The organism is Enterobacter sp. Res13-Sevr-PEC09-46 (assembly GCF_015672585.1).
In the GTDB taxonomy this organism is placed as follows: Bacteria; Pseudomonadota; Gammaproteobacteria; order Enterobacterales; family Enterobacteriaceae; genus Enterobacter; species Enterobacter hormaechei_C.
Map to the genome: position 1 here is coordinate 87,494 of NZ_JADABR010000030.1, position 22,324 is coordinate 109,817.

The following is a 22,324-nucleotide window of genomic DNA, read 5'->3' on the forward strand; positions in this document are numbered from 1 at the left end:
CACCCTGCGGTTCATAGCCTTCGACCTGGCACACAGGTTGCTGCTCTGGCAGTGAGGTGCGAAAAATTCTCTTCCGGGAGCCTCCACTACTCATACGAACGGCTCTTATCCTGTGCTAAAAAACGAAAGGACGGCATGCCATGAATATATTCGATCACTATCGCCAGCGCTACGAAGCTGCCAAGGACGAAGAGTTCACACTGCAGGAGTTTCTTACCATTTGTCGGCAAGATCGCAGTGCCTATGCCAATGCGGCAGAACGGCTATTGATGGCTATTGGTGAGCCAAACATGGTTGATACTGCCCTGGAGCCACGGCTTTCCCGTCTCTTTTCGAATCGGGTGGTCGCCCGATACCCGGCGTTTGAAGAGTTCTATGGCATGGAAGATGCCATTGAGCAGATCGTCTCCTACCTGAAGCATGCCGCTCAGGGGCTGGAAGAGAAGAAACAGATCCTTTACCTGCTGGGTCCTGTCGGTGGGGGTAAATCCTCCCTGGCTGAACGGCTGAAAGCGCTGATGCAGCGCGTGCCGATCTATGTGCTGAGCGCCAACGGCGAACGCAGCCCGGTCAATGACCATCCGCTGTGCCTGTTTAATCCGCAAGAGGATGCGCAAATTCTGGAAAAAGAGTTTGGCATTCCGCATCGCTATCTCGGTACGATCATGTCGCCGTGGGCGGCAAAACGTCTGCACGAGTTTGGCGGGGACATCACCAAGTTCCGCGTCGTGAAAGTGTGGCCGTCTATCCTCGAGCAGATCGCCATCGCTAAAACTGAACCCGGTGACGAGAACAACCAGGATATCTCGGCGCTGGTGGGTAAAGTCGATATCCGTAAGCTGGAGCATCACGCGCAAAACGACCCGGATGCCTACGGTTATTCCGGTGCGCTGTGCCGCGCCAACCAGGGGATTATGGAATTTGTCGAGATGTTTAAAGCACCGATCAAAGTGCTGCATCCGCTACTGACCGCCACCCAGGAAGGGAACTACAACGGGACAGAAGGTATTTCCGCCCTGCCGTTTAACGGGATTATCCTTGCCCACTCTAACGAATCTGAATGGGTGACCTTCCGTAACAACAAAAACAATGAGGCGTTCCTTGACCGCGTGTACATCGTCAAAGTGCCTTATTGCCTGCGGATCTCCGAGGAGATCAAGATTTACGAAAAACTGCTCAACCACAGTGAGCTGGTTCATGCCCCTTGCGCACCGGGAACGCTGGAAACGCTGTCGCGCTTCTCGATCCTGTCGCGCCTGAAAGAGCCGGAAAATTCCAGCATCTACTCAAAAATGCGCGTGTATGACGGTGAAAGCCTGAAGGATACCGACCCGAAAGCGAAATCGTACCAGGAATACCGCGATTACGCCGGGGTCGACGAAGGGATGAACGGTTTGTCGACGCGTTTCGCGTTTAAGATCCTCTCCCGCGTCTTTAACTTCGACCACGCGGAGGTGGCCGCCAACCCGGTACATCTATTCTACGTGCTGGAACAGCAAATTGAACGTGAACAGTTCCCACAGGAGCAGGCTGAACGCTACCTGGAGTTCCTGAAAGGCTACCTGATCCCGAAATACGCCGAGTTTATCGGCAAAGAGATCCAGACCGCCTACCTGGAATCCTATTCCGAATACGGCCAGAACATCTTCGACCGGTACGTCACCTACGCTGACTTCTGGATCCAGGATCAGGAGTATCGCGACCCGGATACCGGCCAGCTGTTTGACCGTGAATCCCTGAACGCGGAACTTGAAAAAATCGAGAAACCAGCCGGGATCAGCAATCCGAAAGACTTCCGAAACGAGATTGTGAACTTCGTGCTGCGCGCCAGAGCGCATAACAACGGCCGCAATCCGAACTGGACCAGCTACGAAAAACTGCGCACGGTTATAGAGAAGAAAATGTTCTCTAACACGGAAGAGCTGTTGCCGGTCATCTCGTTCAACGCCAAAACCTCAACCGACGAGCAGAAAAAGCACGACGATTTTGTCGACCGTATGATGGAAAAAGGCTATACCCGCAAACAGGTCCGCCTGCTCTGTGAATGGTATCTGCGCGTGCGTAAATCGTCTTAAAACAAGTGCCCGGTAACGCGCTTACCGGGCCAACAAAATGTCCGGCACTTACGGACGCTGCAAGTTGGCAAATGCAGTACGGGGGATATATGACCTGGTTTATTGACCGGCGTCTTAACGGCAAAAACAAGAGCACGGTGAATCGCCAGCGCTTCTTGCGCCGTTATAAAGCGCAAATTAAACAGTCGATCTCCGAGGCCATCAACAAACGCTCGGTGACCGACGTCGACAGCGGCGAATCCGTCTCCATCCCTAACGATGACATCAGCGAACCGATGTTTCATCAGGGGCGTGGCGGCCTTCGCCATCGCGTGCACCCAGGTAATGACCACTTCGTCCAGAATGACAGAATCGAGCGGCCCCAAGGCGGAGGCGGCGGTTCTGGCAGCGGTCAGGGGCAGGCCAGCCAGGACGGTGAAGGCCAGGACGAGTTCGTCTTTCAAATTTCAAAAGACGAATATCTCGACCTGCTGTTTGAGGATCTGGCCCTGCCGAATCTGAGAAAGAATCAGCACCGTCAGCTCAACGAATACAAAACCCATCGCGCGGGTTATACCGCAAACGGGGTGCCCGCCAACATCAGCGTGGTGCGTTCACTGCAAAACTCACTGGCGCGACGCACGGCGATGACGGCAGGCAAACGGCGCGAACTGCGCGAGCTGGAAACCAGCCTGAAAGTGGTGGAAAACACGGAACCCGCACAACTGCTGGAAGAGGAGCGCCTGCGTAAAGAGATCGCCGAACTGAGGGCGAAGATCGACCGGGTGCCGTTTATCGACACGTTCGACCTGCGCTACAAGAACTACGAAAAACGGCCGGAGCCTTCCAGCCAGGCAGTAATGTTCTGCCTGATGGACGTGTCAGGTTCAATGGATCAGGCCACCAAGGATATGGCTAAGCGTTTTTATATTCTGCTCTATCTGTTCCTGAGCAGAACGTATAAGAACGTGGAGGTGGTCTACATCCGCCATCACACTCAGGCGAAAGAGGTGGATGAACATGAGTTCTTTTACTCGCAGGAGACCGGCGGCACCATCGTGTCGAGCGCCCTGAAGCTGATGGACGAGGTGGTGAAGGAGCGCTACGATCCGGCGCAGTGGAATATCTACGCCGCGCAGGCATCGGATGGCGATAACTGGGCGGATGACTCGCCGCTGTGTCATGAAATTCTGGCGAAGAAGATCCTGCCGGTGGTGCGTTACTACAGCTACATTGAAATTACCCGTCGCGCCCACCAGACGCTGTGGCGTGAGTATGAGCATCTGCAAGCGATGTTCGATAACTTTGCGATGCAGCACATTCGTGACCAGGATGACATCTACCCGGTCTTCCGGGAACTGTTCCAGAAACAGTCGTCCACCAGCAACGCATGACCCAACAGCCAGCGCACCCGCTGGCTGTTTTCTTTCAGCCCTCTCCGTCCCGTGCTAATGTAGCAAGCTACGTATTGGCAAATCACAGGTGAAATCGTTATGTCTGATGACGTGATCGGGACGACGCCCCATCAGCGGCTAATCAGCTTATTAACCGAGCAGGAGGCGCGCTTTCGCGTGGTGGCGCATGAGGCCGTTGGGAAATGCGAAGCGGTCAGTGAAATTCGCGGGACCGATCTCCGACAGGGTGCAAAAGCACTGGTCTGCAAGGTAAAAGGCAACGGTGTTAAGAAACATATTCTGGCAATCCTCGCCGCCGATCGGCAGGCCGATCTGAGCCTTCTGGCCAGTCATTTCGGTGGGCTAAAGGCCTCTCTCGCCAGTCCGGCTGAAGTGGATGCGCTTACCGGCTGCGTTTTCGGCGCCATTCCCCCCTTCAGCTTTCATCCGGATCTGACGCTGGTCGCCGATCCGCTGCTGTTTGAGCGCTTCGATGAGATCGCCTTTAACGCCGGCCTGCTGGAAAAGTCGGTGATTATGGATACCCAGGACTATCTGCGTATCGCCCGTCCTGAACTGGTGACGTTCCGTAAACAATAAATACAGCGGCTGGCTAACGGTCAGCCGTTTTCCAGCAGCAGTACGGAAGCAATCAAAATAATCGCGATAATAAAAAACGATGAGGAGATAATCAGCGTTTCGACAAACATAGGATCGTTCATGATGCCCTCTGCTTTGCCCATTTGCCTCTTTTTTACCCCCGCACAATGACAGTTAAATGACAATGACGCGTCCGTGAAATGACTATTTTTTCGCTGAAACGATTCGCTGTTGACTATCCTCCCCCGTATAAAGTCACTGTTTAAATACTTTATTTGTTACCGGTATCACGAAAAGAAATTTACGTAACCCCGATGCCAGATCTCGCAATTGTTAACCTTTTCATCATGGTTAACCCTGTTTACGGAGCACCTCAAAAATAAACCTTACACTGGCAAGGTGAATACAATGACCGAAATAATTACCCGTAAAGAAAAGATCAGTTATGGGTTAGGCGATATGGCGAGCCATATTGGGCTGGATAACGTCATTATTTTTCTGACGTTTTACTATACGGACGTGGTGGGGCTACCTGCCGCATTCGTGGGCACCATGTTTCTTCTGGCGAGAACCGCCGATGCCATAATAGACCCGGCGATGGGCTATATCGCAGACAGGACGCGCACGCGCTGGGGCAAATTCCGCCCCTGGATGCTGTGGCTGGCGCTGCCCTTTGGCGCAAGTTGTCTGCTGACCTACGCCGTGCCGGCGTCGCTCGATCTGCACGGTAAAATGATTTTCGCCACCGTCAGCTATACCCTGATGATGCTGATGTACACCGCAATCAATATTCCCTATTGCTCCATGGGCGCGGTGATCACGCCCGACAACGATGCGCGAATTTCCCTCCAGTCCTATCGTTTTTTCCTGGCCACGCTGGGTGGCGCGCTGTCGACATTCTTTATGATGCCGCTCGCAGAGTTTTTAGGCGGCGATGATAAATTACTGGGCTACCGCTGGGCGATGGCCATTATGGCGACCATCGCGGTCATCATGTTCTGGATCTGCTTCGCCAATACGCGTGAACGTATTAAGGCTCCCGCTACCCACAATAATTATCTTGCGGAACTGCGGGATTTATTACGAAACGACCAATGGCGGGTTGTCGCCGTCCTGGTATTAACCAATATTGGTTTTGGCGTTATTCGCCTTGGCGCAATGATGTATTTCGTCACTTATTATCTCGGTAGCGCAAGCTATTTTATGTGGATGCTCGGGGCGCATATTATCGGGAAAGCCGCAGGCAGTGCGCTGGCCAAACGTCTGACGCAGAACGTCAGCAAAGTACAGATGTTTGGATACTGTTCCGTACTGGCGGGGGTACTCAGCATCGCCCTGTTCTTTGCGCCTAAGTCAGTGCTTATTCTGGTGCCCATGACGTTTATCGTCTCCACCCTTTACCAGGCCACCACCACGCTGATGTGGGTAATGATGGCGGACGTCGCCGATTACGGCGAATGGAAACAGGGGAAACGCATGGACGGCGTGATCTTCTCCACCTTCCTCGCCGTACTCAAGCTGGGAATGGCGATCAGCGGCGCGATTGTTGGCTGGACGCTGGGCTTAAGCGGCTATGTCGCCAACGCCCCGGAACAGACCACCACGGCCATGTACTGCATCATCGCCCTCTTCACCGTCGTGCCTGGCATCTTGTCACTCTGCGCGTTTGCCACGCTGCGCTGGTACAAGCTCGACGACAGCACAATGCAATCCATCCATCTTGCCAAACACCCTGTTTAGAAGGACGCGTTATCCATGAGTGAGCTGATCCAACATTCCAACAGTATCGAATGGCGTTTTGAACGCCAGATCCTGCGTATTGAACCGTGGGGTGAAAACAGCCTGCGCGTCAGGGCCACCTGCTCCCCGGCTTTTGATGACGCCTTACAGGCACTGTTGCCCGCCGCCCCTTGCCAGGCTGAGATTGTCGCCGAAGCGGAAAGCCTGACGCTGCGCAACGGCAATATTACCGCGACGCTGAATCTTAAAGGTCAGCTGGCCTTCTACAATCAGCGCGGCGAACTGCTGCTGGAAGAGATGTGGCGCCAGCGTTCAACGGTGGGTATCGGTGCCAGCGAGAAGAGCCAGGATAAATATGTCAGCGCCCTGAAGCTGGATGGCCGCGAATTTAAGCCGCTAATGGGGGGGAAATATCAGCTCACCGTCCGGTTTGAATCGCGTCCGGATGAACGCATCTATGGCATGGGTCAGTATCAACAGCCGTGGCTGGATCTGAAAGGCTGTACGGTGGAACTGGCACAGCGCAACTCCCAGGCCAGCGTGCCCTTTATGCAGTCCAGCCTTGGCTATGGCCTGCTGTGGAACAACCCGGCGATTGGTGAAGCCAGCTTTGCAAAAAATCAGACGGAATGGCGCGCCCGCGTCACAGGAGAAATGGACTACTGGATCACCGCCGCCGACACGGTGGCGGATATCACCCGCCAGTATGTGAAAGCCACCGGTACTCCGCCCTCCGCCCCGGCGTTTATCAGCGGGCTGTGGCAGTGCAAATTACGCTACCGCACCCAGCAGGAGGTGCTGGAGGTTGCGCGGGAGTATCGCCGCCGTAATCTGCCGCTGTCGGTGATGGTCATCGACTTTTTCCACTGGCCGAATCAGGGCACCTGGTGCTTCGACCCCGTAGACTGGCCCGATCCTGAAGGGATGGTCGACGAGCTGCGCGAAATGGGTATTGCGCTGATGGTGTCGGTGTGGCCAACGGTAGAGGCGCGCAGCCCTCTCTACCCGCTGATGAAAGCCAAAGGCTGGCTGGTCAGCAGTGAACGTGGCGTGCAGGTCAACCTCGATTTTATGGGCAATACCACCTTCTTTGATGCGACCCATCCTGAGGCGCGGAAATTCGTCTGGGATACGGTGAAGAAAAATTACTACGACATGGGCATTAAGCTGTTCTGGCTGGACGAAGCGGAGCCGGAATACCGCGCCTATGATTTTGACAACTATCGCTACCACGCCGGTCCGGTGCTGGAAGTGGGCAATCGCTACCCGCGTGACTTTGCACAGGGCTTTTACGATGGGCTCCAGGCAAACGGCGAAACGGACATTGTTAACCTGGTACGCTGCGCCTGGGCAGGCAGCCAGCGCTTCGGCGTGCTGGCGTGGTCGGGTGATGTCCACTCCTCGTTCCATGCTTTTCGCAATCAACTCGCCGCGGGACTGAATATGGGGCTGGCGGGGATCCCATGGTGGACAACCGATATCGGTGGCTTCCAGGGAGGGAACGTTAACGACCCGGCGTTCCACGAATTGCTGATCCGTTGGTTCCAGTGGGCGGTGTTTACACCGGTTCTGCGCATGCACGGCTATCGCGAACCGCAGATCCAGCCCCCGGAGCGCTACCGTGACGGCATTCCTCAGTGTAACAGCGGTTCGCCTAATGAGCTGTGGAGTTACGGAGAAGAGAATTACGCCATCATGCAGCACTGGCTTACCGTGCGCGAAACCCTGCGCCCGTATATTGACGCGTTGTACCAGCAGGCTCATCTGCACGGAGACCCGCTCATGCGTCCGCTGTTCTGGCACTATCCGCAGGATAAGCAGAGCTGGACGTGTGAAGATCAGTATCTGTTTGGCGAAGATCTTCTGGTGGCGCCGGTTATGCAGGCCGGTCAGCGTGAGCGCGATGTCTGGCTGCCGACGGGCAATAGCTGGGTCGCTCTCAACGGTGAGCGCTACGCCGGTGGGGAGCATATCCGGGTGCCTGCGGCGCTGGAAACCATCCCGGTGTTTATCCGCGAAGGAAGTCCGCTTATCCAGCAGTTGGTGGACTGACGTCAGGCAAGTGCCCAAAAATAGACAATTTTTTCAGTAAAGCCTGCCTGCCGTCGCGTTTGCGCGTAAAGTAAGCAGGCTTACTATTTTTGGCAAGGATCCCGTCATGTTCGACCCTACACTGCTCATACTTCTGGCCCTGGCTGCTCTGGGTTTTGTCAGCCACAACACCACCGTCGCGATTTCCATTCTGGTCCTGATCATTGTTCGCGTCACACCATTGAATACCTTCTTCCCGTGGATAGAAAAACAGGGGCTTACCATCGGGATCATTATTTTGACCATCGGCGTGATGGCCCCGATTGCCAGCGGAACGCTACCGGCCTCAACGCTGCTGCACTCCTTTGTAAACTGGAAATCGCTGGTGGCGATTGCGGTGGGCGTTTTTGTCTCATGGCTTGGCGGGCGCGGCGTGACGCTGATGAGCAGCCAGCCTTCACTGGTGGCCGGGCTGCTGGTGGGCACCGTGTTAGGCGTGGCGCTGTTTCGTGGCGTGCCGGTTGGCCCGCTGATTGCTGCCGGACTGGTTTCGCTGTTTATCGGGAAGTCGTAGTCAGGCTGGCAATATAGCGGGCGGGCGTCTGTCCCAGTCCTTTCTTAAACATGGTGATGAAGGCGGTGGTGGAGTCATACCCCAGCGCCTGCGCCGCCTGCTGAACCGACTTTCCGCCGATCAAAAACTGCAATGCGACAATCAGCTGGAGCTGGTGCCGCCAGCGGCGAAAGCTTAAGCCAGTCTCTTTCTCCACCAGCCGCGCCAGATTGCGTTCGCTCATGGCAAAGTGGCTGGCCCACTGCGCCAGCGTCTGCCAGGCGGCAGGTTCGTTTGCCATGGTCTCACTCATCAGGCGAATTTTTGGATGCGGAGATACCGGCAGCTGTAGATGCTCCTGCGGTTGCAGGGGCAGTTCATCAAACAGGACGTCAACCAGCCTTCCGGTAGCGGGAAGAGGCAGTTCCTCCCGTGACCTGTCCGCAAGCGCCAGCACCAGCTCCCGCACCAGGGGCGATATTTTCAGCGTACAGGTACGCGTCGGCAATTCGAGCGCACCGGGTTCAATAAACAGCAGACAGAGCTGCGCGCCGGGCGTCGCCTTGTTGCTGTGCGGCGTTTGTCCCGGGATCCACACCGCATACTGGGGCGGCACCATCAGCATCGCGTTCTCCACTTCACAGGTGATCGCTCCCCCCAGCGCCATAATCAGCTGCCCTTTGCGGTGCTGATGCAGCGGAATATATTGTTCCTGTGCCACCACGCGGATGCGAAAGGCCACCGCCGCGTCGTGCTGGCTATCGGGATCGTAGCCATCGAGCCCCAGTCCGTACATAAAGTTGTCCGATATTAGCGATAAACTGTCATTTTAGCCTGATTTCAACCACGACTTAAATCGGTATGGTATGCGCTCGCCTGAACGTAAGAGACAATAATGACTACTGCTATTCAACCTTCCGGGAAACAGGGTGCGCTGCTGATTGCAGGCATCCTGATGATTGCCACGACGCTGCGCGTCACCTTTACCGGTGTCGCCCCCCTGCTCGATACCATCCGACAGGACTATGGCTTAAGCACGGCGCAAACCGGCCTGCTCACGACGCTGCCTCTGCTGGCCTTCGCCTTTATCTCTCCCCTTGCCGCAGGCGTCGCCCGGCGCCTGGGCATGGAGCGCAGCCTTTTTATCGCTCTGCTGCTGATTTGCATCGGGATTGGCGTACGTTCGCTGCCGTCGGCCTCGCTGCTGTTTATCGGTACGGCGATCGTGGGCTGTGGGATTGCGCTGGGCAATGTCCTGCTACCTGGCTTAATCAAACGTGATTTTCCGGGCCAGGTCGCAAAACTGACGGGGGCTTATTCGCTGACGATGGGAGCCGCTGCTGCCGCAGGGTCGGCGCTGATCGTCCCGCTGTCGCTGGGGAGTGGTGGCTGGCACGGGGCGCTGTTGATGCTGATGTTCTTCCCGCTGGTGGCGCTGCTGCTGTGGTTACCGCAATGGCGCCAGAAGCCGGCCGCCACCCTGACCGGAGCGGGCGCGCTGCACAATCGGGCTATCTGGCGCTCGGCGCTCGCCTGGCAGGTGACGCTTTTTCTGGGCATTAACTCGCTGATTTACTACGTCATTATCGGCTGGTTACCCGCGATTTTGCTTAGCCATGGCTACAGCGAAACGCAGGCTGGCTCCATGCACGGGCTTCTCCAGCTGGCAACCGCGGTTCCCGGTCTCGCCATTCCGCTGATCCTGCACCGACTTAACGATCAGCGTGGCATTGCCGGGCTAGTCGCCCTGATGTGCGCCGTCAGCGCGGCCGGGTTCTGGTTCGCGCCGGGGCTGGCCGTCGTCTGGACGCTGGTGTTTGGCTTTGGATCCGGCGCCACCATGATCCTCGGCCTGACGTTTATCGGGCTGCGCGCCAGCTCGGCCCATCAGGCCGCGGCGCTCTCCGGCATGGCACAGTCGATTGGCTATCTTCTGGCGGCCTGTGGCCCACCGCTGATGGGGAAAATTCACGATACCGCCGGAGACTGGCGCATTCCGCTGCTCGCCTGCGCGCTGGCCGCGGTGGTGATGGCATTATGCGGTATGCTTGCCGGGCGTGACCGGGAGATCACACCCCGCTGACATTCAAGGCAGACCCGGAGGTCTGCTTTTTTTATCCCTGCGCCGCCCGCAGCATGGCCTGTACCAGCACGACCGGGCGCCCTTGCAGCGCGGCCCGCTCATGCTGGAACAGCGTGAGGACAAAGAAAGGATGGGTTACCAGCTCTGCCGCGCGGATCTCGCCCTGCTCGTCCCAGCCCGTTACGCGCATGTCGCCCCGCTCAAGCTGGTCGGCAAACTCAGGTGAGACGCCGTAATTGCAGTGATACCCCTCCTGAATTTCCGGCTTGCCATACGCTTTAGCAATCAACGTGTTATTCCGCAGCTCGATCGCGTCGGTTTTTTCCACCAGCGAGCAGGTCAGCGGCGCAATTACCATCCTTCCCTCGGTGTCGGTTTCGGCATGGCCTGCATCGTGCCAGCCCAGTACATTACGCGCATACTCAATCAGCGCATGCTGGAACCCGCCGCAGGTGCCGAGAAAGGGGATGCTGTTCTCACGCGCGTAACGGGCCGCAATAAACGCCGCCTCGGTGTTTTTATACGGGCTTGCCGGTACCAGCCAGATGGCATCGTACCCGACCAGGTCTTCGGCGCTGGTCAGCTCAGGCGTGGCGAGCCAGTCATAATCAGCGGTGAGATCCAGAACCGCAGCGGCGTCGTCAATCGCCAGCGGGATCGCCTGGTGCGCAATAACATCGGGATTGTAATCACCAACCAGCGCAATGCGCAGCGTCGTTTTAACCGGGGAGAGTTCCATCAGAGATTCCTTATGCCGGAGGATTTTCAGATAACATAAGGAACCTCAGACTACCGATCTTTTGCAATTATCACAATACCTTAAATTGGGTGGATAAAAGCCGGGTGCTATAGTGTTCTTGCAGAACGTCGTAAGGAAATGAGGAGGACCCATGATTCAATGTAAACGCGTGTATGAGCAGGCGACCTCAAAAGACGGTTACCGGATCCTGGTCGACAGACTCTGGCCGCGAGGGATAAAAAAGACCGACCTCGTCTGTGATGAGTGGTGTAAAGCGCTAACGCCGTCCAGCGAACTGCGAAAAGCTTTTCACAGTGAAACGATAGATTTCACCGCGTTCAGTGAAGCCTATCGTAAAGAGCTGGCGCAGCATCCGGATGAAGGCAAACGCCTGGCGGCTCTCGCCAAACAGCAGACCGTGACGCTACTCTATGGGGCGAAAAATACGGAGCAGAATCACGCGCAGGTACTGGCGGACTGGCTGCGTAAACTGTGATTAACCGATCGCCAGCTCATCCACGTTGTGTGGCATCTCGTCGGGAGTAAGCGGCATCAGATGTTCCGGGCGAACAAACGCAAAGCCGTGCTGATTATCAAAGGCGTAAACATCACCGGTGACCAGCCACAGCGCACGCGCTGACGTGGCGGGTAATTGCGTCATGACGCCGTTAACCGGGTTCACAAAACGCTGGCCCGGCTGACAAAGTCCAAACAGCTCGACGGATTTACCGATATTTCGACGGCCTGCCGCCGTACGCGCACCCACGATCATCGCCATGCTGCCCGGTTTTAACTGAAACATACTTCTTCTCGCAAACGTACTGCCAGAAACTGGCTAAGAATAATCCTAAAAAGAAGTGTATCGCAGTTTTATTGCCGTTGTCATCTGGTCGGTTGCGGGTGATCGCGGCGGTAGAGATCCCATTCATCGATCACTTCCCCGCCTGGCAATTTGCACTCGGTACGTACGCCCTGCGGGCTTTGAACAGGGATTTGCTCTCCCCCTTTCTCCAGACAGTACACTGACGCCGGGTTTGCCATACCAATAGCGTGCGGCGGTTGAGGCGCATCAGGAGGGGTTGTCTTTGTTGAGCAGGCGGCCAGCGGTAAAACCAGCGCCAGGAGAAGATATTTCATTATCATGATCCTTCAGGGTGTAAAAACGTCAGAGTAACGGGTCATCGCCGTTTTCTCCATGATTTCTCCATTAAACCTGCACGATTCCCCCTTATAGTGATGCCTGTTCTCACACTGACCAGAGAACATCATTCCGTAATCAAGATGTTTTGCCCCGATCTCAACATCGGGGCTTTTTTTAGTCTTCCCCTCATCTGCCTTCAGAAGAATCTATAAAATTAATCCTGTTCATGTTTTACTATGACCGGAGTCTATATTTTCAGCATAACATGCAGATACAGAGGTCTTCTGCATGGGAGTCATCCTGCCTCATGTCAGATATCATTCTTGCCCGTGTTTCAGAAACCCTCTCCACTGAGCAATCTCTCGACAGTCTGGTGCGTCAGCTACTGGAAATGCTGGAAATTGTGACGGATATGGAATCAACCTACCTGACGAAAGTCGATATCAATGCGCGTTTGCAGCACATTTTATATGCCCGTAACAGCAAGCAAATGCAGATCCCTGAAGGGTTCAGCGTGCCCTGGGACGAAACACTGTGTAAGCGCGCCATCGACAGCGACACGTTGTTCAGTAACGAGGTGCCCGACCGCTGGCCGGAGTGTGAAGCGGCCAAAGCACTGGGCATTACAACCTATATGAGCGTGCCGGTTCACCTGGCTGACGGTTCTCTATATGGCACGCTTTGCGCGGCCAGCACCGCACAGAAACAGTTCAGCGAGCGTGGCGAGCAGGTAATCAGACTCTTTGCCGGTTTAATTGGTCAGTACATTCAGAAAGAGTCGCTTGTGCTTCAGCTTCGCGAAGCAAATGCGGCGCTCATTGCTCACTCTTACACCGACGCCCTCACCGGCCTGCCGAATCGTCGCGCCATTTTTGAAAACCTTACCACCCTGTTCTCACTGGCGCGCCATCTTAACCGCAACGTCATGATGGCTTTTATTGACCTCGATGATTTCAAGCGAATCAATGACCAGTACGGGCATGAGGCGGGCGATCGCTTCCTCGTACAGGTCGGCAAGCGGCTGACTCACGAGCAAACGCAGGATGAGATTATTGGCCGGCTCGGCGGCGATGAATTTCTGGTTGCCAGCCTGAGTCACAGCGATGATGGCGACGCCAGTACAGAGGTCAACGCAATCAAAACCCGCCTCAATGGTCTTATTGCGGGCGAATACGGATTAGGCAATGCCACTATTCTTTATCCCGGCGCAAGCCTTGGCGTCGTTATTGTTGATCCTCACAGCACGGATGAAGATAGCGCCCTGCGCACCGCAGACCTCGCGATGTATCAGGATAAAAAAGGAAAAAGCAAAACAGGCTTTGTCGCGTTAGATTAAAACCGTACACTCTACGGCCTTATACAAACTCAAACAGGTGATGGCATGAGAATAGGGATCCTCTTTCCGGTGGTTATTTTTATCACAGCGGTGGTGTTTTTAGGCTGGTTTTTCCTTGGCGGTTACGCCGCGCCGGGGGCTTAAATGAGAAAAACGACCATCATCATGTTGATTGTCGCCATCGTGGCCGTCGCCGGTACGCAGTTAGGCTGGTGGTAACGCCCAAAGTAAAAAGGCCGCCGTCAGGCAGCCTTTTTTAACACAGGTCAGATTTAGCTTTTGATTTTTCTGTAGATAAACAGAACAACCAGCGCGCCAATCACCGCGACGACAAAGCTGCCGAAGTTGAAGCCATCAACTCTGCCAAAGCCGAACAGGGTACTGATCCAGCCACCGACGACTGCACCCACAATCCCCAGAATGATCGTGACGATGAAACCGCCGCCATCTTTGCCCGGCATAATCCACTTCGCCAGGATCCCCGCAATCAGCCCAAAGATAATCCAGGATAAAATTCCCATAGCTTTCCTCTCTGTATGGTTTTTGTCATTAAATCAACGACACAGAAAAGGATAGCACAGGATCTGAGAAAGGAAATTTGTGATAAGAATCACACGGTTCGTTTGATTAAAATATGAGCAGTAAAAAAATGCCGTTCCACACTCATCGTGGGGTTGCATCTTTTACTGAGAAAGATTATCTTTCTCATTACTGAATAGTTGAGCAAATCACTCAGGTATTCAGTACGACATTGCTCACATTGCTTCCAGTATTTCTTGCCCACTCTTGAGTGGGCTTTTTTTTGCCCGAACCCACCAAAATCTGGCGTTTCTTCAGTGGAGATGAAACGCTATTCTCTGTGGCTACTGAACAACAAAAACGTTGATAACATGAACGTATCAAGCAAGTTTGTCATCTGCCTTAATCTTGTTTCTGCCAGTACGTTACTGCTACTGCTCTCAACACGGTTTGAATGGTTCTGAGATGAAAGGAGCCTGGCATGGTGGCTTTCCTTTCGATTCCGTGCAGCCTCAACTCTCATACTTGTAGCTTTTATGACCTGTGTTAAGATCCCTGCACCTCAGGACGTGGTGGGACAACAGGAAAATGAAGAAGGCCATTGCCGTTGCTATCATCTCAACCTTTATGGTCGTCCTGTCGCTGTATGCGGTTAACGCCATTATCGCTGAGCAGCAAAAGAACCGGCAGAGGGAGATCTCCCACACGCTCTTAAGCTATTCTGAAGAGTTAACGCAAAATATCGCCAGTACGCTTAAAAATACCTCCGCGCAGGGATGCGATAGCGCCAGTCTGAACGTCTACCGAAAATTAAAGATGCGAAGTCTCTATTTCGCCGATGTGGGGTTTATTGAAAAGGGGAAAATCACCTGCACCGCGTTTTGGGGCAAGCTGGCAAATCCCATCGCCCTTCCCTCTGAGCTGCATAATACCCAGAACGGATTCAGCCTGGCGCAGTTTTCGCAGAAAGATTTCTTTGTCGGCAATGCAACAATCTATAACCACCTTATTATCTTCACCTCCCGTTCAGCCTACGATAAATTTGCCCCCGTTACCGCCAACTATTCGCTTCGTTCTTCCACTAAAGATTTCGGCCGCACCTTTTTCACCGTTACGCCGCCATCAGAAAACTTCAGCCGCTTACAGTCTCTGTTATTTACGCTGGCTGTGACAGAGTGCAGTACACGCTGGGATTTGTGCGTTACCGTCACACACCATGATGCCGGACTGGCTTCGCTCTCCCACGTAGTGATGGTGCTTCTGTGCTTGTTTTTATACTTTATCTGGGTATCCCTGACGCTGTTTTCTCTTCGACTTTATGAAGACCGACGTTCTCTGGAACGAACGCTGGTCAAAGCGGTAAAAGCGAATACCATCAGCGTTCATTTTCAGCCTGTTATTCGGGTTGCTGATAAGAAAATCGTCGGGGTTGAAGTGTTATCAAGATGGCAGGATAACAATCACAAAGAGGTTTCTCCTGAGCTGTTTATCCCGTTAATTAAAAAAATTGGCCTGTATAACGTTTATTATCAGAACATGATAAAGAAATCCCTGGCGGAAATTGCCGCGCTGGCCGCTGAACATCAGTTAATGATTTCACTGAACGTTGGCCGGACGGAAATTGAAGACGGCAAATTCCTGGCGGTATTACGTCATGAATGCTCAGAGAACGCGATTCCCTTATCGTTAATCAAAGTTGAGTTATCCGAGAATGGCGTTTCCACCGCGGCCATCCTTGAAGAGTTTTGTGAGGAGCTTAAATCGGCAGGCGTCAAAATTTCAATAGACGACTTTGGCGTGCAAAACTCTAATCTTGCCAGGCTCTCAAATCTCAAATATGACGAAATCAAGGTGGATAAGTCGTTAGTGGACGGCATCAGCGAGCACTATAAACAGGATATCCTGGTGATCTTTAGCGACGCGCTCGCTAAACTGCACAAAACCCTGGTTTTTGAAGGGGTTGAAAGCGAAACGCAATATCAGTTCATCGCGCAGAGATACCCGGATGCCCTCGTACAAGGCTGGTACTTTTCAAAGTCGCTAACCCGGCACGACCTCGCCAGGCTGCTGGCAGACTCAGCGCGATGACGCGTTATTCATTGCCCCACTGATTCAGGAAGTTCGCAATATCGTCAATGCGCGCTTCGTCTATCTCCGCCTGGACAGCCATCTCCCGCTGCGCCTCTTCACTGATTTCCTCATTGTTGTATAAGCGAGTGAGCAGCAGCTGGAAATAGTGTGCCAGCGGCGTACGCTCTGCCTCTTCTACCGGTTTCGCCGTTTCAGTCGCATACTCGTCGACGATGTCATAATACTTGAGCGGGATATCATGGGTCATAGCGTTGTTTCCGTCTTGTGTGCATAAAAAACGGGAACCCTCAGGCTCCCGTTGTCATTTAACCCAGCGAGTGGATTACATGTTCGCGATAATCGCGTCGCCAAACTCTGAGCATTTCAGCAGTTTAGCGCCTTCCATCAGACGTTCAAAGTCATAGGTGACGGTTTTCGCGTTAATCGCGCCTTCCATACCCTTAACGATCAGGTCTGCGGCTTCGAACCATTCCATATGACGCAGCATCATCTCTGCGGACAGAATGATAGAGCCTGGGTTGACTTTGTCCTGGCCTGCGTATTTAGGTGCAGTACCGTGAGTTGCTTCGAACAGGGCGCACTCGTCACCGATGTTCGCGCCCGGGGCGATACCGATACCACCCACCTGTGCGGCCAGCGCATCGGAGATGTAGTCACCATTCAGGTTCATACAGGCGATCACGTCATACTCAGCAGGTCGCAGCAGGATCTGTTGCAGGAACGCATCGGCAATCACATCTTTAATGATGATCTCTTTACCGGTGTTCGGGTTCTTAATTTTCTGCCATGGGCCGCCGTCGATCAGTTCACCGCCGAACTCTTCGGTCGCCAGCTGGTAGCCCCAGTCTTTGAACGCGCCTTCGGTGAACTTCATGATGTTGCCTTTGTGAACCAGGGTCACAGAGTCACGATCGTTGGTGATAGCGTATTCGATGGCGGCACGCACCAGACGCTTGGTCCCTTCTTCGGAGCATGGCTTGATGCCGATGCCGCAATGCTCAGGGAAGCGAATTTTCTTCACGCCCATCTCTTCGCGCAGGAATTTAATCACTTTTTCTGCATCAGCAGAGTCCGCTTTCCATTCGATACCGGCGTAGATGTCTTCTGAGTTTTCACGGAAGATAACCATGTCGGTCAGTTCCGGGTGCTTAACCGGGCTTGGGGTGCCCTGGTAGTAACGCACCGGACGCAGACACACATACAGATCCAGTTCCTGACGCAGCGCCACGTTCAGGGAGCGAATGCCACCGCCAACTGGTGTGGTCAGAGGGCCTTTGATAGCAACGCGATAGTCGCGGATCAGGTCCAGCGTTTCGGCTGGCAGCCAGACGTCCTGGCCATAAACTTGAGTCGATTTTTCACCGGTGTAAATTTCCATCCAGGAAATTTTACGCTCGCCTTTGTAGGCTTTCTCAACAGCGGCATCAACCACTTTCAGCATTGCCGGGGTAACGTCTACGCCGATACCGTCGCCTTCAATGAACGGGATAATCGGGTTGTGAGGAACGTTAATCTTGCCGTTTTGCAGGGTGATCTTTTTACCTTCCGCCGGAACAACTACTTTGCTTTCCATTAACCTCTCCTTCGAGCGCTTCTGGTTGTTACTGATCTTATGTTAATAAATTGTAATGAGCCTTCCGATAGTACCTGATTGTCCGACGCCATGAAAGGTCTTCGTTATTAGGCTATAATGCGGCAATTGATAACGCCTGAAAATACCATGACGAAAACTTCTTTTAGAAAACACCGGGTTGAGCGATTCAGCTCACGACAAGCCACCAGAAGAACGCCAGAACCCCAGCCAACGCGGGTCATACTGTTCAATAAACCCTACGATGTATTGCCGCAGTTTACCGACGAGGCCGGGCGCAGCACGCTGAAGGACTTTATTCCCGTTCAGGGAGTGTACGCGGCGGGACGTCTGGATCGTGACAGCGAAGGGTTGCTGGTGCTCACCAATGACGGCGTGCTCCAGGCCAGGCTCACTCAGCCGGGCAAGCGTACCGGGAAAATTTACTTTGTGCAGGTTGAAGGCGAGCCGGACGACGCGTCGCTGGCAAAACTGCGTAACGGCGTAACGCTGAACGACGGTCCCACCCTGCCGGCTGGTATTGAGCGCGTGAATGAACCCGAGTGGTTGTGGCCGCGCAACCCGCCGATTCGTGAGCGGAAATCCATTCCCACCAGCTGGCTTAAAATAACCCTTTATGAAGGCCGCAACCGACAGGTCAGGCGCATGACTGCGCATGTGGGCTTCCCTACCCTGCGACTCATTCGCTATGCCATGGGCAGCTACACGCTGGACTCGCTGGCAAACGGGGAATGGCGGGATGTTACCCCTAAGGAGAACTGATGTTTAAACCTCATGTTACGGTCGCCTGCGTGGTCCACGCGCAGGGGAAATTCCTGGTGGTGGAAGAGACCATCAACGGCAAAGCGCTGTGGAACCAGCCTGCCGGGCATCTTGAAGCCAATGAAACCTTACGCCAGGCGGCAGCCCGTGAGCTGTGGGAGGAGACGGGTATCCGCGCCGAACCGCAGCATTTTATCCGTATGCATCAGTGGATAGCGCCTGACCAGACGCCTTTCCTGCGCTTCTTATTCGCCGTTGAGCTTAACGAAACGTGCGCCACTGAACCGCACGACGACGATATCGATCGCTGCCTGTGGGTGACTGCCGAGGAGATCCTGAACGCGCCAAACCTGCGTTCGCCGCTGGTGGCGGAAAGCATCCGCTGCTGGCAGTCTGCGGCGCGCCTGCCGCTGGATGTCATTGCAGAATTTAACTGGCCGTTTACAGAGGGTGTCAATGGTGGGGGGGCGTGATAGAATACGCCGCCTTGAAGTTCAATGTCGTGAGTATTCCATGTCAGATAACAGCCAGAAAAAAGTAATCGTCGGCATGTCCGGCGGTGTCGATTCCTCCGTTTCCGCCTACCTGTTGCAGCAACAGGGCTATAAGGTGGAGGGCCTGTTCATGAAGAACTGGGAGGAAGACGATGGCGAGGAATACTGCACTGCCGCTGCGGATCTCGCCGATGCGCAGGCCGTGTGCGATAAGCTCGGCATCGAACTGCACACCGTTAACTTTGCCGCAGAATACTGGGACAACGTTTTTGAACTCTTCCTCGAAGAGTACAAAGCGGGCCGCACGCCAAACCCGGATATCCTGTGCAACAAAGAGATCAAATTCAAAGCCTTCCTGGAATTCGCCGCGGAAGACCTGGGCGCAGACTACATTGCGACCGGCCACTACGTGCGTCGCGCGGATGTGAATGGCAAAAGCCAGCTGCTGCGCGGCCTGGACGGCAACAAAGATCAGAGCTACTTCCTCTATACGCTGAGCCACGAACAGATTGCCCAAAGTTTGTTCCCGGTCGGCGAGCTGGAAAAGCCGGAAGTGCGTAAGATTGCTGAGGATCTGGATCTGATCACCGCGAAGAAAAAAGACTCCACCGGTATCTGTTTTATCGGCGAGCGTAAATTCCGCGAGTTCCTGGGGCGCTACCTGCCTGCACAGCCGGGCAAAATCGTCACCGTTGACGGCGATGAGATTGGTCAGCACCAGGGGCTGATGTACCACACTCTCGGCCAGCGTAAAGGTCTGGGTATCGGCGGCACCAAAGAGGGCAGCGAAGATCCGTGGTACGTGGTCGACAAAGACGTCGAAAACAATATTCTGGTTGTGGCTCAGGGTCACGACCACCCGCGCCTGATGTCCGTTGGACTGATCGCGCAACAGCTGCACTGGGTCGATCGCGAGCCGCTGAAAGGCACGCTACGCTGCACAGTGAAAACGCGCTACCGCCAGACGGACATCCCTTGCACCGTAACCGCACTGGATGACGATCGCATTGACGTGCGTTTCGACGAGCCGGTTTCCGCCGTTACCCCTGGCCAGTCTGCTGTTTTCTACAGCGGCGAAATTTGCCTCGGCGGTGGGATCATTGAACAGCGCCTGCCGCTGCCTGCTGTTTAAACCGTTTGCACACATAAAGGAGACCGTGTGGCGAAGAACTATTATGACATCACCCTGGCGCTGGCGGGAATTTGCCAGTCAGCCCGTCTGGTGCAACAGCTGGCGCATCAGGGTCATTGCGACGCTGATGCCCTGCACGTTTCACTCAACAGCGTTATCGATCTTAACCCAGGCTCCACGCTGGGCGTCTTTGGCGGCAGTGAAACCAATCTTCGTCTCGGTCTTGAAACTCTGCTCGGCGTGCTCAACGCCAGCAACCGTCAGGGGTTGAACGCGGAACTGACCCGCTACACCTTAAGCCTGATGGTGCTGGAACGTAAGCTTAATGCGGCAAAAGGCGCAATGAATACCCTGGGCGACCGCATCGCCGGGCTACAGCGCCAGCTCGACCACTTTGACCTCCAGTCTGAGACCCTGCTCAGCGCGATGGCCGGTATCTACGTTGACGTGATTAGCCCGCTCGGCCCGCGTATTCAGGTCACCGGTTCGCCTGCCGTATTGCAAAGCCCACAGGTACAGGCGAAGGTACGCGCTTCGCTGCTGGCAGGCATCCGTGCCGCCGTGCTGTGGCAACAGGTCGGCGGTGGCCGCCTACAGTTAATGTTTTCTCGTCATCGCCTGACGACTCAGGCAAAACAAATTCTTGCTCATTGTTAACCTCCCGGAGTTGCGAATTATGGAATTATCCTCACTGACCGCCGTATCCCCTGTCGATGGACGCTACGGCGATAAAGTCAGCGCGCTGCGCGGGATCTTCAGCGAATATGGCCTGCTGAAGTTCCGTGTTCAGGTTGAAGTACGCTGGCTGCAAAAGCTGGCCGCCCAGACAGCAATCAAGGAAGTTCCTGCTTTTGACGCAAAGGCAAACGATTACCTTGATAAAATAGTTGCTGAGTTCAGCGAAGAAGATGCCGCGCGCATTAAAACCATCGAACGCACCACCAACCACGACGTGAAAGCGGTTGAATACTTCCTGAAAGAGAAAGTGGCAAGCGTCCCTGCCCTGCACGCGGTATCTGAATTTATTCACTTCGCCTGTACGTCTGAAGATATTAACAACCTGTCTCACGCGCTGATGCTCTCTACCGCGCGGAAAGAGGTAGTACTCCCTTACTGGCGTAAAATCATTGATGCGGTGAAAGCGCTGTCCGTGGAATACCGCGACATTCCGCTGCTGTCCCGTACTCACGGCCAGCCAGCAACCCCATCCACCATGGGTAAAGAGATGGCGAACGTGGCGTACCGCATGGAACGCCAGTATCGTCAGCTGGAGCAGGTTGAGATCCTCGGCAAAATCAACGGCGCGGTGGGTAACTATAACGCCCACATCGCCGCGTACCCGGAAGTGGACTGGCACCAGTTCAGCGAAGAGTTTGTGACCTCTCTGGGGATCCAGTGGAACCCGTACACCACCCAGATTGAGCCGCACGACTACATCGCCGAGCTGTTTGACTGCATTGCGCGCTTCAACACCATCCTGATCGACTTCGATCGTGACGTATGGGGTTACATCGCCCTGAACCACTTCAAGCAGAAGACCATCGCCGGGGAAATCGGTTCGTCCACCATGCCGCACAAAGTGAACCCAATCGACTTTGAAAACTCCGAAGGTAACCTGGGTCTGGCGAATGCCGTGTTGCAGCATATGGCGAGCAAGCTGCCGGTATCTCGCTGGCAGCGTGATCTGACTGACTCCACGGTGCTGCGTAACCTGGGCGTAGGTATTGGCTACGCGCTGATCGCCTACCAGTCCACCCTGAAAGGTGTGAGCAAACTGGAAGTTAACCGCGACCGTCTGCTGGACGAGCTGGATCACAACTGGGAAGTGCTGGCGGAGCCGATTCAGACCGTGATGCGTCGTTACGGCATCGAAAAACCGTACGAGAAACTCAAAGAGCTGACCCGCGGTAAACGCGTTGATGCTGAAGGTATGAAACAGTTTATCGACGGTCTGGCGCTGCCAGAAGAAGAAAAAGCGCGCCTGAAAGAGATGACCCCGGCAAACTATATTGGCCGTGCCATCGCTATGGTTGACGAGCTGAAGTAATCGCCCTTCCCCCTTTC

At 54.5% G+C, this 22,324-nt stretch carries 25 protein-coding genes; 17 read left to right on the forward strand and 8 right to left on the reverse strand.

All coding sequences use genetic code 11. The features are described 5' to 3' along the window. The first annotated feature begins 140 nt into the window (after positions 1–140). The 3 genes from yeaG to IMQ56_RS18810 all read left to right on the forward strand — a co-directional run bounded on the left by yeaG (position 141) and on the right by IMQ56_RS18810 (position 4,048). Positions 141–2,075 carry a protein kinase YeaG gene (gene yeaG / locus IMQ56_RS18800; RefSeq protein WP_006809140.1) on the forward strand — a complete coding sequence of 645 codons (1,935 nt, stop codon included), beginning with the start codon at positions 141–143 and terminating at the stop codon, positions 2,073–2,075. A gap of 89 nt (positions 2,076–2,164) precedes the next feature. Then, positions 2,165–3,448 (forward strand): YeaH/YhbH family protein, encoded by a 1,284-nt coding sequence (locus IMQ56_RS18805; RefSeq protein ID WP_017384692.1) that lies wholly within the window; start codon positions 2,165–2,167, stop codon positions 3,446–3,448. A 99-nt stretch (positions 3,449–3,547) separates the two neighbouring features. Next, positions 3,548–4,048 (forward strand): YbaK/prolyl-tRNA synthetase associated domain-containing protein, encoded by a 501-nt coding sequence (locus IMQ56_RS18810; RefSeq protein WP_023303492.1) that lies wholly within the window; start codon positions 3,548–3,550, stop codon positions 4,046–4,048. A gap of 20 nt (positions 4,049–4,068) precedes the next feature. Here the strand turns inward: IMQ56_RS18810 and yoaI are convergent, their stop codons facing one another. Beyond that, positions 4,069–4,170 carry a small membrane protein YoaI gene (gene yoaI, locus IMQ56_RS23075; RefSeq protein WP_017384693.1) on the reverse strand — a complete coding sequence of 34 codons (102 nt, stop codon included), beginning with the start codon at positions 4,168–4,170 and terminating at the stop codon, positions 4,069–4,071. Between the two features lie 286 nt (positions 4,171–4,456). Here yoaI and IMQ56_RS18815 point away from each other — a divergent pair, with 286 nt between their 5' ends. From IMQ56_RS18815 to IMQ56_RS18825, 3 genes are all read left to right on the forward strand, one after another. After that, positions 4,457–5,788, forward strand: a complete 1,332-nt coding sequence (locus IMQ56_RS18815; RefSeq protein WP_196063647.1) for a glycoside-pentoside-hexuronide (GPH):cation symporter — start codon at positions 4,457–4,459, stop codon at positions 5,786–5,788. 15 nt (positions 5,789–5,803) lie between these two features. After that, positions 5,804–7,840: a glycoside hydrolase family 31 protein gene (locus IMQ56_RS18820; RefSeq protein WP_196063648.1), complete on the forward strand. Its 2,037-nt coding sequence runs from the start codon at positions 5,804–5,806 to the stop codon at positions 7,838–7,840. Between the two features lie 106 nt (positions 7,841–7,946). After that, complete coding sequence (locus tag IMQ56_RS18825; RefSeq protein ID WP_003857881.1) at positions 7,947–8,393, forward strand: DUF441 domain-containing protein; 447 nt, start codon at positions 7,947–7,949, stop codon at positions 8,391–8,393. Here IMQ56_RS18825 and IMQ56_RS18830 read toward each other — a convergent pair. Beyond that, positions 8,377–9,168: a helix-turn-helix transcriptional regulator gene (locus IMQ56_RS18830; protein ID WP_196063649.1), complete on the reverse strand. Its 792-nt coding sequence runs from the start codon at positions 9,166–9,168 to the stop codon at positions 8,377–8,379. The genes IMQ56_RS18825 and IMQ56_RS18830 overlap by 17 nt on opposite strands. A 99-nt stretch (positions 9,169–9,267) precedes the next feature. Here IMQ56_RS18830 and IMQ56_RS18835 point away from each other — a divergent pair, with 99 nt between their 5' ends. Continuing rightward, entirely contained in the window at positions 9,268–10,455 is a 1,188-nt protein-coding gene (locus IMQ56_RS18835; RefSeq protein ID WP_017384696.1) for a CynX/NimT family MFS transporter, read from the forward strand. Positions 10,456–10,486: 31 nt separating this feature from the next. Here IMQ56_RS18835 and IMQ56_RS18840 read toward each other — a convergent pair whose 3' ends face one another. After that, positions 10,487–11,194, reverse strand: coding sequence for a CTP synthase (locus IMQ56_RS18840; RefSeq protein WP_017384697.1), 708 nt, complete (start codon positions 11,192–11,194; stop codon positions 10,487–10,489). A gap of 151 nt (positions 11,195–11,345) precedes the next feature. Between IMQ56_RS18840 and IMQ56_RS18845 the strand changes: the two genes are divergently transcribed. Further along, positions 11,346–11,690, forward strand: a complete 345-nt coding sequence (locus tag IMQ56_RS18845) for a DUF488 domain-containing protein (protein ID WP_032653239.1) — start codon at positions 11,346–11,348, stop codon at positions 11,688–11,690. On the opposite strand, the gene IMQ56_RS18850 is transcribed toward IMQ56_RS18845, so the two are convergent. Then, on the reverse strand, positions 11,691–11,996 hold the full coding sequence (locus tag IMQ56_RS18850; protein WP_015570790.1) for a hypothetical protein: 306 nt from the start codon (positions 11,994–11,996) through the stop codon (positions 11,691–11,693). Positions 11,997–12,076: 80 nt separating this feature from the next. Then, a complete protein-coding gene (locus IMQ56_RS18855; protein ID WP_015570791.1) occupies positions 12,077–12,331 on the reverse strand; it encodes a DUF333 domain-containing protein in 255 nt (84 codons plus the stop codon). A 311-nt stretch (positions 12,332–12,642) separates the two neighbouring features. Between IMQ56_RS18855 and IMQ56_RS18860 the strand changes: the two genes are divergently transcribed. Further along, positions 12,643–13,671 (forward strand): sensor domain-containing diguanylate cyclase, encoded by a 1,029-nt coding sequence (locus IMQ56_RS18860; protein WP_045344202.1) that lies wholly within the window; start codon positions 12,643–12,645, stop codon positions 13,669–13,671. 45 nt (positions 13,672–13,716) lie between these two features. Next, complete coding sequence (locus IMQ56_RS18865) at positions 13,717–13,815, forward strand: YoaK family small membrane protein (RefSeq protein WP_015570793.1); 99 nt, start codon at positions 13,717–13,719, stop codon at positions 13,813–13,815. Between the two features lie 128 nt (positions 13,816–13,943). Here IMQ56_RS18865 and IMQ56_RS18875 read toward each other — a convergent pair whose 3' ends face one another. Beyond that, on the reverse strand, positions 13,944–14,192 hold the full coding sequence (locus IMQ56_RS18875; RefSeq protein ID WP_003857896.1) for a GlsB/YeaQ/YmgE family stress response membrane protein: 249 nt from the start codon (positions 14,190–14,192) through the stop codon (positions 13,944–13,946). A gap of 369 nt (positions 14,193–14,561) precedes the next feature. On the opposite strand from IMQ56_RS18875, the gene yncL reads away from it, so the two are divergent. Both yncL and IMQ56_RS18885 read left to right on the forward strand, forming a co-directional pair. Continuing rightward, the gene (gene yncL, locus IMQ56_RS18880; protein WP_071524166.1) at positions 14,562–14,654 is read left to right on the forward strand and encodes a stress response membrane protein YncL; all 93 of its coding nucleotides are present in this window, start codon (positions 14,562–14,564) and stop codon (positions 14,652–14,654) included. A 124-nt stretch (positions 14,655–14,778) separates the two neighbouring features. Further along, entirely contained in the window at positions 14,779–16,278 is a 1,500-nt protein-coding gene (locus IMQ56_RS18885; protein ID WP_023296321.1) for a cyclic diguanylate phosphodiesterase, read from the forward strand. Between the two features lie 4 nt (positions 16,279–16,282). Here IMQ56_RS18885 and IMQ56_RS18890 read toward each other — a convergent pair whose 3' ends face one another. Both IMQ56_RS18890 and icd read right to left on the reverse strand, forming a co-directional pair. Further along, positions 16,283–16,528 (reverse strand): YmjA family protein, encoded by a 246-nt coding sequence (locus IMQ56_RS18890; protein ID WP_022650806.1) that lies wholly within the window; start codon positions 16,526–16,528, stop codon positions 16,283–16,285. Between the two features lie 75 nt (positions 16,529–16,603). Beyond that, on the reverse strand, positions 16,604–17,854 hold the full coding sequence (gene icd, locus IMQ56_RS18895; protein WP_003857898.1) for an NADP-dependent isocitrate dehydrogenase: 1,251 nt from the start codon (positions 17,852–17,854) through the stop codon (positions 16,604–16,606). A gap of 117 nt (positions 17,855–17,971) precedes the next feature. Between icd and rluE the strand changes: the two genes are divergently transcribed. The 5 genes from rluE to purB are packed head-to-tail and all read left to right on the forward strand — an operon-like array spanning position 17,972 to position 22,307. Beyond that, positions 17,972–18,634 (forward strand): 23S rRNA pseudouridine(2457) synthase RluE, encoded by a 663-nt coding sequence (gene rluE / locus IMQ56_RS18900; RefSeq protein ID WP_017693618.1) that lies wholly within the window; start codon positions 17,972–17,974, stop codon positions 18,632–18,634. Continuing rightward, positions 18,634–19,107 (forward strand): NUDIX hydrolase, encoded by a 474-nt coding sequence (locus IMQ56_RS18905; RefSeq protein WP_032619915.1) that lies wholly within the window; start codon positions 18,634–18,636, stop codon positions 19,105–19,107. The genes rluE and IMQ56_RS18905 overlap by 1 nt, the downstream gene beginning before the upstream one ends. 40 nt (positions 19,108–19,147) lie before the next feature. Further along, positions 19,148–20,260, forward strand: a complete 1,113-nt coding sequence (gene mnmA, locus IMQ56_RS18910) for a tRNA 2-thiouridine(34) synthase MnmA (protein WP_032103856.1) — start codon at positions 19,148–19,150, stop codon at positions 20,258–20,260. A 27-nt stretch (positions 20,261–20,287) separates the two neighbouring features. Continuing rightward, positions 20,288–20,917, forward strand: coding sequence for a high frequency lysogenization protein HflD (gene hflD, locus IMQ56_RS18915; RefSeq protein ID WP_006809213.1), 630 nt, complete (start codon positions 20,288–20,290; stop codon positions 20,915–20,917). A 19-nt stretch (positions 20,918–20,936) separates the two neighbouring features. After that, positions 20,937–22,307 (forward strand): adenylosuccinate lyase, encoded by a 1,371-nt coding sequence (gene purB / locus IMQ56_RS18920; RefSeq protein ID WP_017693620.1) that lies wholly within the window; start codon positions 20,937–20,939, stop codon positions 22,305–22,307. The last annotated feature ends 17 nt before the right edge of the window (positions 22,308–22,324 follow it).